Origin of the sequence: Arenibacter sp. 6A1, from assembly GCF_012272855.1 — a bacterium.
Taxonomy (GTDB): Bacteria; Bacteroidota; Bacteroidia; order Flavobacteriales; family Flavobacteriaceae; genus Arenibacter.
Genome location: NZ_JAAXCQ010000010.1, coordinates 168,812 through 181,642 on the forward strand (window position 1 = coordinate 168,812; position 12,831 = coordinate 181,642).

At 35.8% G+C, this 12,831-nt stretch carries 8 protein-coding genes, 1 pseudogene and 1 riboswitch; of the genes and pseudogenes, 5 read left to right on the forward strand and 4 right to left on the reverse strand.

The features are described from left to right. Positions 1-65: 65 nt before the first annotated feature. Positions 66-130, forward strand: a riboswitch (Fluoride riboswitch). A 38-nt stretch (positions 131-168) separates the two neighbouring features. Continuing rightward, a complete protein-coding gene (locus tag HCG49_RS11220; protein WP_168469623.1) occupies positions 169-1,485 on the forward strand; it encodes a voltage-gated chloride channel family protein in 1,317 nt (438 codons plus the stop codon). 67 nt (positions 1,486-1,552) lie between these two features. Here HCG49_RS11220 and HCG49_RS11225 read toward each other — a convergent pair whose 3' ends face one another. After that, positions 1,553-2,485 (reverse strand): carbon-nitrogen hydrolase family protein, encoded by a 933-nt coding sequence (locus tag HCG49_RS11225; RefSeq protein ID WP_168469624.1) that lies wholly within the window; start codon positions 2,483-2,485, stop codon positions 1,553-1,555. A 1,868-nt stretch (positions 2,486-4,353) separates the two neighbouring features. On the opposite strand from HCG49_RS11225, the gene HCG49_RS11235 reads away from it, so the two are divergent. The 3 genes from HCG49_RS11235 (at position 4,354) to HCG49_RS11245 (ending at position 8,446) form a co-directional block, all read left to right on the forward strand. Beyond that, positions 4,354-4,836, forward strand: coding sequence for a hypothetical protein (locus HCG49_RS11235; protein WP_168469626.1), 483 nt, complete (start codon positions 4,354-4,356; stop codon positions 4,834-4,836). A gap of 113 nt (positions 4,837-4,949) precedes the next feature. Continuing rightward, a complete protein-coding gene (locus HCG49_RS11240; protein ID WP_168469627.1) occupies positions 4,950-5,531 on the forward strand; it encodes a hypothetical protein in 582 nt (193 codons plus the stop codon). A 341-nt stretch (positions 5,532-5,872) separates the two neighbouring features. Beyond that, positions 5,873-8,446: a prolyl oligopeptidase family serine peptidase gene (locus HCG49_RS11245; RefSeq protein ID WP_168469628.1), complete on the forward strand. Its 2,574-nt coding sequence runs from the start codon at positions 5,873-5,875 to the stop codon at positions 8,444-8,446. A gap of 173 nt (positions 8,447-8,619) precedes the next feature. Here the strand turns inward: HCG49_RS11245 and HCG49_RS18835 are convergent. Both HCG49_RS18835 and HCG49_RS11255 read right to left on the reverse strand, forming a co-directional pair. Beyond that, positions 8,620-8,860, reverse strand: a pseudogene (locus tag HCG49_RS18835) (transposase); the annotation flags it as partial. A 188-nt stretch (positions 8,861-9,048) separates the two neighbouring features. Continuing rightward, positions 9,049-9,186, reverse strand: coding sequence for a hypothetical protein (locus tag HCG49_RS11255; RefSeq protein ID WP_168469629.1), 138 nt, complete (start codon positions 9,184-9,186; stop codon positions 9,049-9,051). A 236-nt stretch (positions 9,187-9,422) separates the two neighbouring features. Between HCG49_RS11255 and HCG49_RS11260 the strand changes: the two genes are divergently transcribed. After that, positions 9,423-11,129: a potassium channel family protein gene (locus HCG49_RS11260; protein ID WP_168469630.1), complete on the forward strand. Its 1,707-nt coding sequence runs from the start codon at positions 9,423-9,425 to the stop codon at positions 11,127-11,129. Positions 11,130-11,212: 83 nt separating this feature from the next. On the opposite strand, the gene HCG49_RS11265 is transcribed toward HCG49_RS11260, so the two are convergent. Then, positions 11,213-11,602, reverse strand: a complete 390-nt coding sequence (locus HCG49_RS11265; RefSeq protein ID WP_168469631.1) for a hypothetical protein — start codon at positions 11,600-11,602, stop codon at positions 11,213-11,215. Positions 11,603-12,831: the final 1,229 nt, after the last annotated feature.

A 12,831-nucleotide genomic window follows, 5' to 3' on the forward strand; every position in this document is an offset into this window, starting at 1 on the left:
AGTGGTGGTTATAAAACCTTCGCGGCCAAAAGAGCGTACTAATTTTAATTTTTCCTTATATTTGGGCTACAATTGGCAATGATGTCTGCCTTAAACCGTTCCTAATGGAGCTAATGACTTCTACTTATAATGGCCTGCGCCATGATAGATTCATTAATATAAGGAAAAATGAAAATTAATAAATATAGACACCTTCTTACGTCAGTTGAGCAAATTCCAGCTTTTCTTTACCTTTTAAAATGGCTCCTAATCTGTGGGATTATAGGATTTTTTGTTGGGAGTATTTCAGCATTTTTTCTTTTAAGTCTAGAATGGGCGACCAATTGGCGAGAATCTCATCTGTGGATCATTGCCTTGTTGCCTCTTGGTGGATTTATAATAGGATTATCGTATCATTTATATGGCCATAGCGTCGTAAAAGGCAATAATTTATTGTTGGAAGAGTTTCATCATCCTAGAAAAATCATTCCTTTTAGAATGGCGCCTTTGGTGTTATTTGGAACCATTGCCACACATTTGTTCGGAGGTTCTGCAGGACGAGAAGGAACGGCCGTACAAATAGGAGGGGCCATTGCCGATCAATTTACAAAGCTATTTAAACTATCGAGAAGAGACCGGAAAATTATTTTAATAGTCGGTATCAGTGCTGGTTTCGCTTCGGTTTTTGGAACTCCTTTGGCTGGCGGCATTTTTGCCTTAGAAGTGTTGGTTTTGGGGAGGATTAGATTAGATGCCATTCTTCCGAGTTTTTTAGCTGCCGTCTTTGCTGATTATTTTTGCCAGATCTGGAATGTTTCCCACACACATTATTATATAACGGAGGTTGCCAAAATGACCCCAGTGAATCTTCTTTGGGCGTTATTAGCAGGTGTGATTTTTGGGCTAGTGGCCATGGTTTTCTCAAAATCGACCCATTTTTGGAGCAACCTTTTTAAAAAACAGATAAAATACCCCCCTTTACGCCCTGTTATAGGAGGGGTAATCTTGGCGGTTGCCATTTATTTTATGGGTACCACAAAATATATTGGACTTGGTATTCCCACCATTGTCGATGCCTTTTCTATAAATCTCAACTCCTATGATTTTTTGCTAAAGGTCTTATTCACCTCCTTTACTTTAGGTGCCGGTTTTAAAGGGGGAGAGGTTACCCCTTTGTTTTTTATAGGTGCAACCTTAGGAAATGTATTGATATGGTTTATCCCCTTGCCCATGAGCCTATTAGCGGGCATGGGTTTTGTCGCTGTTTTTGCCGGGGCAACAAATACCCCTATTGCCTGTACCATAATGGGGATTGAATTATTCGGGATAGAAGCTGGCGTTTTTATTGCTTTAGCATGTAGTACGGCATATTTATTTTCGGGGCATTCAGGGGTGTATGCATCCCAGATTATAGGAAGTCCAAAAAGTATCTTTTTTATAAGGGATAAGGGGTTGCGATTGTCAGATGTTGAGGAAAAAAGGAATCATAAGCCTAAAAAACCGTAGCCAACCGTAAAAACTAAAGTGCAAGGATTCTAAAATCTATCTATTTTTTGATTTTGGGATAGCGCTATTAGGCTTTTAGAGGGTATTTTTTGTTTTTAAGGTGAAATTCAAAAACGTCGGGCCTAGAATAGTGTCCCACTACGTCGAACATGCGTTTGGAAGCTATAATCTGTTGTAGATCAATAGAGGCGTATAAAATTCCCTCTTCTGCCTCAAGGGGCCCTGCCAACACCTCGCCATTTGGGGCTATGATACAGCTGTTGCCTGTATTTATCCATTCCCTACCTTCGGGGTACAGAGTTTTAAAGGAGTATTTGTCGGGTATATTATCCAAACGCAATGCCATACAGTTACTAATGACAAAAAGACCACCCTCTCTTGCCACGTGCTGCATAGATTGCAGCCAATTGGTGCTTTTATCCCAGGTGGGGGATATTAATATTTGGGCACCACTTTCATAGATGGCATTTCTTGCCAATGGCATGTAATTTTCCCAACAAATAAGCCCGGCTATTTTCCCTACAGAAGTGTCATAGGATCGCAAGGTACTACCGCTGCCCTGGGCCCAAATGAGCCGCTCGCCTCCGGTGGCAATTAATTTTCGGTGTTTTCCCAATATTATCCCCTGGTCATTAATAAAAAGTAGGCTATTATAAAGACTTGTTCCGCTAGTTTCCGAATTACGTTCATTCATTCCCATAACAACATTTATACCAGCAGCTTTGGCCGATTTGCACAGTCTATCCGTAGTTTTATCCGGGATGGAAACTGCATTTTCTACTAGTTTAATGTATAATTCATTTAAGACAGCACCCTTGCTATTGGGGATAAGCCATACCCAATCTGGGTAAGCTGGGATAAAGGCTTCAGGAAATACAAGTAATTCCGCGCCATTTTTGCCTGCTTCTAAAATTGCCTCGCAAGCCTTGTCTACGGTCTTGTTTTTATCTAGGAATATTGGTGAGAGCTGGGCTGCGGCAACTGTTACTGGGGTATTCATAGGGATCGCTTTTTATGGCATTAATAAAAATTGCACTATAATTTCGGTATATATAAACTCGAAATACGTATGTTAGATATATGGTAAATCCTATATTTTAGAGACTAATGGAATACAGTTTGTCGATATAAAAATGGGGGAAGGATAATGTATGTTTACTATTCTAAGATAGTTAATTCTTGTTGATAAACGAAATCTTAGTAGTTATGACCTAGGATAGGAGATTAAAAACGATAGGCATTCTAGGGCAGTTTGTGGTGATGCCAATACTCCATGGGATGCTGTAGTTTTACAAAGGATTGTGATATAGGGAAAAAATGTGAAAAGTCTTAATAAGACCGTGGCAATGTTACATGATTCTGGTTTTAGGGATACTTATTTGGGCGTTCCCTCCTTCGTCGGGCGGGCACTTGGCTATATCCCTTGCCTTGCTGCGGGGATGCCGCCGCGGTCCCTAACGCAAAAAAAATCCTAAGTATAGAAATCTAGGAGAATACCTGCTAATTCTATTCAGAAAATGGTAGACAGGCAACAAAGGGCAGATTATTAGTTTTTTTAACCCTATCAGAACACTTTCTTCAATTACACCTTTTAAAGGTAGCATCAGTAGCCATTCAAAAGCTTGTCAATAAGTTGTTTTAAAACCTGCTTCTACTTGGTTTTTCATAGGGATACCTACTTTTCTTCTTGGATACCAGCACGATTATTAATCCCACTATCGGACTTAATAGTAAGGATAAAATCAAGGCAAAAACGAAACCTATTTTTTTGGTAGTCCCCAAATACCCTATGACAAAGCTGCATAAAATCCATCCTATAAATATTTCGATCATTTAAAATTTGTATTTTTTATTAAAGGTTGTTGGTTGGCTCTCGCATTTTAGAGCAAGTTTCTAATTAGAACTTACTATATAGAAATAGCACTAAATAGGAGAAACTATTTTGTTTTTTTAACAATTTCAAAATTATGATAATGAATGAAATAACCATAAAATAGGGAGGTATTGTAACAAAGGAAAATATAAAAGTTATAGCTGAAATAATACTTTCATTTTTGTGCTCTGAGATTCATAAAAAGTAGTTTTTTTTCTACGCTAGTTTTCCGATTTTATAGCTGATTATAAGGAAGGGTAGGGTATTAACCAAAAACTTAAGATTGATTTGATAGTTTTTTGTTACACCAAGTTTTATTGAAGGTCTTCCATTTTTAGATCTTTGGCTTATTTCTAATAAAATTGGCAGGTTTTGAACACTCAGAATTAGTATAATGTTTCTTGACAAGTATTACCATGTCCTAACAGGGAAAAACTGAGAATAGTTAATACGAAAATTTTCCTTTTTTCTCATTTAAATAAATGGATTATAAGGCCTATATAGCGTCTTTACAAAGTAAACCCCATATCCGGAATTGGGATGCAATACTTTTGTACGGTTAGTAAACATATTGGAGATCAGTCCCTATGAAAATCGGCGATAAGTAAATTAAAATACTAATTTTTTACAGTATGCTTTAGGAACGATTGCGTTAATGTTACTAAGCTATTTTTCCTGCCTCTTCATTACAATCCTTATAAAGTTTAACAAAGTTGTAAGGAGGTGCTGCAATGGAGGAAAATATGAAAGTAGTGTAAGTAAAATGATATACTCCTAAGCTTCTGAAACCTTAAGTTCTTCCTTTAAAGGGGGCTAAACAGCTGTTTATTAATTAAATGGTAAAGGTCTTATTTCAATATTTATAGCTAAAAACTTACATAAATATATTAAATTTACGATATTAGTGGACCAAAAAATAGGGTAGGCTACAAAATCCGAAGAAGGCAACCCCTCTTTATTAGGATTTGAACATACCTATTTACAAATAAATTAATATGAAAAAAGCATACTATTTAGTCATATTGGTAGCAATGTTTATTTTAGGGATCTGTGGATTTTGTTTTGAAACGGAAGATTTTGTCACAAATGATGGGGAACGATTTACTTTCCATAATTCTGAATTGGTAGGAGAATGGATTCAAACGACTAACCAAGAAGGTGTAATAAATCCAAACCGGGAACTCATTAAAAAAATAAGATTAAACGAAAACTTCACGGCTGAAATTCAACTACTTGATTCTTCTCAAAATAATATAACTGTACTAGGAAATTGGAGGGCTGGTGTAAAACCTACAATGGCTAATTCTAATTTTACTGGTGAACAACCAAAATTAATTTTTAATCCTCATTTATTTTTGAATTTCGAAATGAATAGTGTTACTGATGTCCTGATGTTAAGTATAGAGGATATAAATAAAAAGAATGTTCTAATTTCCTCAATGGGACGGTTTAAGAAGGCTGGGAAAAGCGGGTTATAATTAAATTATTGCCACTTCCTTTGCCTAGGTTTTAAAATTCATATAGGTGATTATGAAAGCGGATAATAAGGTAGTTCGACATGTTTTTAAACTCTCTTTTTTATATATAAAAAATGACCAAACAAATTTCTGATACATTACTTTATGAAGGTTCCGTTTATTTCCTCAACGACGACTTGCTGGAAAAGTACTTTATTGAATTTCCTGACAAAATGCCGGATTTCGAGGTAATAAGTTCTGACTTATGGAAAGGATATTCCGCAGAATATAAAATAAAAGAGGGGCAGCTTTTTATTAATAAGCTAAAAGTACTGGCTAGGGAAGCTTATAGAATGCGATCCGTGCTTAAAGAGGTTTTTCCAAATGATACAAAAATGGAATGGTTTTCTGGATTAATTAGAATTGATGATTTTAAGGGAGAATTTGCATTAGAGCCCGAAGAGGCAATTTTTGAATATCTGGAGATATATAAAGGGAATTATGTTCAAAAAAGAATTTTTGATTTCTCACAATTACAAGATTTCAAAAAGGCCCAATTTGAACATTTGATAGCTTCCGATGAAATGCCATCAATGTATGAACTTTGGCATAAAATCCATGCTGCTGACAAATACTATAAAGAAATGGATTTAAAAGCCATCAACCAGGATATCGCTGATAATATCTTGTATTACTCCGAGAAAGTATATGTTTAATGGCTTTATCAGGATTTGGTGATAATTACTACTTTCCTCAGACCGTTTGTTCCTTTTTTATATGCAATACTACCGTGTGAAAAATAAAGGCCAATTTTTGCGAGCCTAAAAGGATTAAATGATTAAGCAAATTTTAATTTACGGGTCTGTGATTTCTTGAAATCCGTGCATTTATTTTGATTTGTTTTTTCTCTTTTAGGCTCGTAGAATCAAACCAAATTAGTATTTATCAGTTTACTCAACCTTTAGCGATGTGGAATTGCCCTTGGTCTAAAAATATTATAAAATCAGGACTGTAATGTTTATCATTGGAGTTAAATCACTTTAAAAATCCATATCCGATGTGTAACAATTTTAAATTATTCTTTGTAATTGCATTCCTCTTAGGTATTTCTTCCAATCCTATAAATGCACAAAAAACAGGTAACATCGTTGAATACTTCGGTAAAGAAAAAATCAATGAAGTTAGCGAAGGTAATGTGTTACATGTTTTTAAAACTGCATTGGCATTAAAAATGCCGAATATTGGGTTTGAATCCTCTTCGTTTCCTAATGACCCAGTTTTTAATCGGTTCCTAACGGATAATCAATATAGAGCCACCAAAGAATTAACTTTTGATATTGACTTTCTAGGAAATCCAATGCAGTGGGAATCCATAAAAATTGATAGTACGAGCAGTTTTTCTGGCCGTAATTTAAGGTCGGCTTATGTGTATCTAACTTATAAGTCCAATTCAGAACAGATTGTACTTTTTGAAGCGTCAGGGCATTCTCTTGCTTTAATCAACGGTTTCCCTCATGAAGGCGACCACTACGATTTTGGTTATAGCCTTATTCCTATAAAACTAAAAAAAGGAGAGAATGTTTTCGTGCTAAAAGTAGGGCGTTTTCCACGAATTAGAGCAAGATTGATTACTCCTTCTACTGGAGTCCAATTTACTACAAGAGATATGACCATGCCCAACATTCAACAAGAAGATAGCAAAGAATACACAGGAGCAATTAGAGTGGTAAATGCAACTGAAAACTGGATAAAAGAAGCAATTATTGAAGCAAAATTAGCTGATAATAATACAAGTACGATTATTGCCAATATACCACCTTTATCGGTGCAAAAAGTTCCTTTTTCTTTTACTTCGAATCCAGTGGATGCCTCAAAGGATCGCCTAGACTTACAGTTAAATTTAAAAAACAACAAAGGAATCACTTTCAATAATCAAACAGTAACCTTAGAAGTAAAATCAAAATACAAACATCATAAAAAAACGTTTATTAGTAAAATAGATGGAAGCGTCCAATATTATAGTGTGGCACCATCAACCACGAAAGAACAGTCACAAGCACTGTTTTTATCTGTACATGGAGCCTCAGTTGAAGCTGTGAACCAAGCCAATGCTTATGCTCAGAAGGATTGGGGTACTTTGGTTGCACCTACCAATCGTCGTCCGTTTGGATTTGCTTGGGAAGATTGGGGCAGATTAGATGCTTTAGAAGTATTGGCAGATGCAAAAAATATTTATAAACCTGATGAAAGCAAAATATACCTAACGGGACACTCTATGGGAGGTCACGGTACTTGGTATTTAGGAGCTACATATCCTGACAGATTTGCCGCAATTGCTCCTTGTGCAGGTTACCCTGATTTATTGGCGTATCGAGATGGGTTTTCAAGAAGATTGTTAGAAATGACATCGGAACAATTAGAAGAAAGAGGAATTTCAACAAAAAGTGTGGAACGTATGAAATTGGAGCCACTTAATACGCCTTTGCAACAGATTATTGAAAGAGCAGGTACACCTAGTAGAACCTTAAAATTAGAACGCAATTATTTACAAAGTGGTGTCTATGTTTTGCATGGTGAAAAAGATAACGTGGTTCCTACTGCTATTGCAAGAGAAATGAGAGAACGTCTTGGTAAATTCCATAATGACTTTACTTATTATGAGTATCCTGATGGTACACACTGGTATGGTAACCACAGTGTCGATTGGCAACCTATTTTCGATTTTTTTAAACAGCGTACTATTCAAAAAGATTCAGCAGTTAAGAAATTAGAGTTTTTTACGGGATCTCCAGGAGTTTCTGCAAAATCTCATTTTATGACTATTCATCAACAAGAAAAGCCTTTTGAGATCAGTTCTTTTGATTTTTCAAAAGAACAAGGTTTCAATATTACCACAAGTAACGTTGCATTACTGGAAGTCGATTTATCGAAAATAACCGAAACTATAAATGAAATTACTCTTGACGGAGATACATTGAAAGTGTCTTCAAACCTTAAAAATTTCTTTAAAAAGGATAAAGAAAAATGGGTGAAGACCTCTAGGCCATCCTTAGGTGAAAAAGGTCCCCACAGAAATGGTGGATTCAAAGATGCCTTTAGAAACAATGTGGTTTTTGTTTATGCGACCAAAGGTTCTACTATAGAGAACGATTGGTATTACCATAAAGCACTATTTGATGCTGAAACATTTTATTATCGTGCCAATGGAAATGTTGAAATGATAAAAGACACAGATTTTTCCTTAAAAAAATATGCTGATAGAAATGTTATCCTTTATGGAAATAAAGACAATAATACAGCTTGGAAAGTTCTGTTGAAGGATAGTCCAATTCAGGTTAAAAAAAATGAAGTCAGTATTGGCGATAAAACACTATCAGGAAACCAATGGGGAATGTATTTTACAGTACCTAGAAAGGATAGTGATGTGGCGACTATCGGTGTAGTTACCGCAACAGGGGATATGGGAATGAAAGCAGCTTATGCGAATCATTATTTAGTAAATGGGACTACTTTCCCCGATGTTGTACTATTTAATAGCGATTTATTAAACCAAGGTACCGATGCTGTGAAATTTGCGGGATTTTTTGGTAATGATTGGACTATAGAAAATGGAGATTTTGAGTGGAAATGAAAAATGGATGCGAAATTGTAGGCATGAGATATTGGAAAAGTACCTCATGACATGAGACACTATCCCGTGAACTGTGTGAGTATAAAATAACCGGGTTGGACTTTTTTTTAAAGTCTGACCGACACTATCCCGTTAACTGTGTAAGTTTAAAATAACAGGGGTTGGACTTTTATCTAAAGTCTGACCCTTTTTTCATAGATCGTCAGGAACTGATTTAGGATGATTCCCCGAGTTCCTTATTAGTAGGGATCATTCTTTGGTCGCTTCCCTCACGGCCAAATATATGGATTTCATCACCGCATCGTCCGTAGGGAAGGAAAGTTTGTTCTTGGTATACTTTCTTATCTTCCCGTTTAGGTTGGTCGTATAGATTATTTTCCTGATCTCTATCGGGAATTCAAAAAAAACGGTAAGCTAATCACTTGTCTTAAACTGCTTTAGGAAATAGTCCACGATGATAATATCTTGTATTACTCCGAGAAATTATACATCTAATTCAACTTTGGTAGAGATTGTTTCTATGCGTAAGCCTTTTTTCTCTTCATCAATAGACGTTTGTCCAATTATGTTCTCTAGGTCTAAACCTAAAGCATATTAGGTATTTAGTTTTTGATGTTGGCCGTGCGTTCCTCAATAGCGTTTTTAATATGTTGTTTCAAGTTTTCCTGTTCTTCCAATTTCATGGTGTTAGAGGTTCTTAAAACAAAACTAACAGCTAATTCTTTAGTTTTGCCCTCCATTGAATAATTAAAAGAACCATCAAGTCATACACGATGCTCATTAAACGTATCAACGATAATATTTCCAACATTACTTCCGTCATTATGAGTCCTGGTAGTCTAATTGATACTGTATCTTTGCTCCTTTTAAATAGTGACGTTAAAATCATTTTCATGAAGCAGTTGAACTAGAAGTGAATTCTATAGAGTAAGAATTTAGAATAAACAAACTAACCCCCATTTTAATAAAACAGATTATGAAATTTGTCGGCAGTCAGATGGCTCATTATATGAGTGACAGAGATTTTAAAAGAAACTACAAGATTCTATTTAAGTATTTGCTCTTTCTTGGAATTGTCATTGTAATTTATTCTATTCTATTTCATTTTATAATGGAGTTTGAGGGACAATATCATTCTTGGGTTACTGGTTTTTATTGGACACTTACCGTTATGAGTACCCTTGGCTTCGGTGACATTACCTTTGCCTCCGATCTTGGTCGCATTTTCACTATCTTAGTTCTGCTCTCTGGCATATTTATGTTAATGATCGTTTTGCCTTTTGCGTTCATTAGACACTTTTATATCCCTCTTTTAGAATCGAGAAAGAATAACAAGGTTCTTCGTGAAGTTCCTTCCGGAACAAAAGACCATATCTTGATATGTTCTTATGATGTAATAGCAAGAGATCTTATGGAGCGATTAAAGCAAGAGGACGTCCCATTTTATGTCATTGAGAACCGCATGGAAAATGCGCTTAAAAATCACGATGACCAGGTTCCTGTACTATTTGGGGATTTGGACAATAAGGAAACCTTTATCCTTGCCAATATTAAGGATGCAAAATTGGTTCTAGTCAATAGAGACGATTTTTTAAATACCAAGATTATTCTCACGATACGCGAAATAGCCCCTGAGATACCCATTGTCGCCATTGCTACAAATATAGAGTCTGTGGACGTACAGCAACTCAGCGGTGCCAACCACGTTCTGCCAATAAAAAAGTGGCTTGGCGAGCAGTTGGCCAATAGGGTAAACACACAGCATGCAGAATCACATGCCATAGGGCAATATGAGGATTTATTGATCGCTGAATTGCCTGTCCATAATACCCCCTTGGTTTCGAAACGCATCCGTGAAACTGGATTAAGACAAAAATTTGGGGTGAGTATAGTAGGAATTTGGGAGCGTGGAAGATTGCAACCTATTAAAGGTGATAAAATACTGACATATGATAGTGTACTGGTAATTATAGGAAATAAAGAACAGCTCCAAAATATAGATGAGCTTTTTCATGATTATAGTATCAACCCCAATCCTGTACTGTTAATCGGGGCTGGTAAGGTAGGGTTGTCGGCGGCCAGGTCTTTACATAAAAACGGGGTTTTGGTGAATGTCGTTGATAAAGATCCGGAGGTATGTAAAAAGGTAGGACCCTACTGTCATCAGGTATTCTCAGGGGATGCCTCAGATTTTCAACTCCTAAAACGAGCTGGAATTCTTGAAGCGCCCTCAGTATTACTTTCTACCCATGACGATACCACCAATATTTATTTAGCCTCTTATTGTCGCCGGCTTAATAACGACGTACGCATCGTGAGCCGTATTTCAGAAGCTCGAAATATTGATATCATGCAAAAAGCTGGGGCTGATTTTGTGTTAAGTTATTCCACCTTAGGTTCTGAAGCCGTTTTAAGTATATCTAAAGATCAGGAACTTACCGTTCTAGGTGAGGGGTTCACTTTGTTTATTATCCCGATTCCAAAATCTTTAGAAGGGTTGTCTCTTGCTGAATCTAGGATAGGTACTAAGACAGGTTTATCTGTGATTGCTATTAAAGAAAATTCTGAAGCCAAAACCTTACTATCGGCAACAACCATACTACCCCATGGTGCTGAAATAGTAATGCTTGGAACGATCGAAATGAAACAAAAATTCAATAAGGTATATGTTAACACCAATTGATGACCCTAATGTTTTTTGCAAACATATTTCTATAGCATTCCCTAAGAAGGTATCAGCGAAGCTTAAAACTGACCTAGAAGTTGTTATGAGTCAGTCTTAGCTTGGGTAACGTCACGAAATGTCGGCAAATTTTCAGTGATTCTGCCCGCTCCTTTTTTGTTGATTTTGAAGGTGACATCTTTTGTGGTGGTAAATAAAAGCACTGTTGAAAAAGATGTTTTAAGATGCGATTTTAAAAACTCAAAAGCATCTTCCAAGGAAAGTACTTTTTCCTCATCTTCAGTTTCCTTAGAAGCATAGCGCAATTTCACTAACACCTTAAAGTCATCTTTTGAGTAAATTGGCCGGACAAAAATGTTTTTCAAGTTAGGTTTACCGATGGTTTTTGCCATAGTTAATTTAGCAAATCGTCCTTCATTGATACTTTCCTTTACATGATCCCAAAAAAGGACAAACACATCTTGATACTCCATAAACTAAAATTTGAGGATAACAGTTCTTAGGTTCCAAAAATAACATTTATAAATCGGAAATTAATGATCAGTTTAATAAGAAATAACCATTGGTAGCCATGCTTTAAAAAAACAGTATGTAATGTGGTGGTTACAACTCCTTTGTGATCATACAAAGTAACAGGCGTTAATAGCCCAACCTCCCTCAGGAATTTAGACTTGATTATGCTTTGGAGCGAGGATTAAAAACTTTCCTGTACTTAGGGGAGCCCTGCTTATTGTTTATTGAGTTTTGTAATAGGTACGACCGAAAGCAAGTCGCAAATACGAATGAGGATATGCGAATTACATATGACCGTAAAAAACAATAAAATACATATGAAAAAAATGGATTAAGCAAGCAAACCAAATAACGTCAGGAAGATATTCAAAAGTATAGCTGTTAGATAAATATTATAAATTGAGGAGATATTGGATGCAGCCTTTTGATTAAATTCAGCATTCTATGAACGTATCTTTTGCGCTTTTTTGATCTGTGCTTATAGTCGGAATATTAAATTAAGGGGTAAGCAAACATTACTAGATAGTCGTTTAATGAGTATCAGAAGGAAGAATAAATAAGATAAAGTAAATGATACTTCCCTTTTATGCTGCTAAGTGTTTTTCCTTGTTGTTGTAGGTTACTAGCTGTTACATAAAATAATCGGACTAAACTAATTTGTACCTGGTACCATCAACGGTACAAATAAGGTACAAATAATACCGCAATCAACAGTTAATGGTTGTTAAAGACTAGTATTGCTATAAAACAAAAAAGCCCTATTTAAAGGGCTTATGGGGTATTTTGTATGTTTTGGTAGTTGTCGTTAACAAGGGTTACTTTCCGATACAGAAAGTAACGAACCCATATTTTACAGGGGTTCCCATGCTTCGAGGTACACATGGGGTACAAAACTTTATTTTTCTTGATCAAATTAAAATCACACCCACTTGATTGTTAGTTGATTATTGAAAAGGGGTAATTGTCATTTTACCGGATAAATGGGCTTTTGAAATTTTCAGTTTCTAATTGATTTAAATGGTTCCGTTAAAGGTTCGTTTTACGGGACTGTGTAAGAATAAAAACTATACGTTTGATTTATCGGGACTATCTTATAAAGTGTGTAAATAGAAAAATAACGGGGGCCGGCCCCCGTTATTTTTTGTTTAATTTTAATTTAGCACTTTATGAAAAAAGAAGATTTATTTGA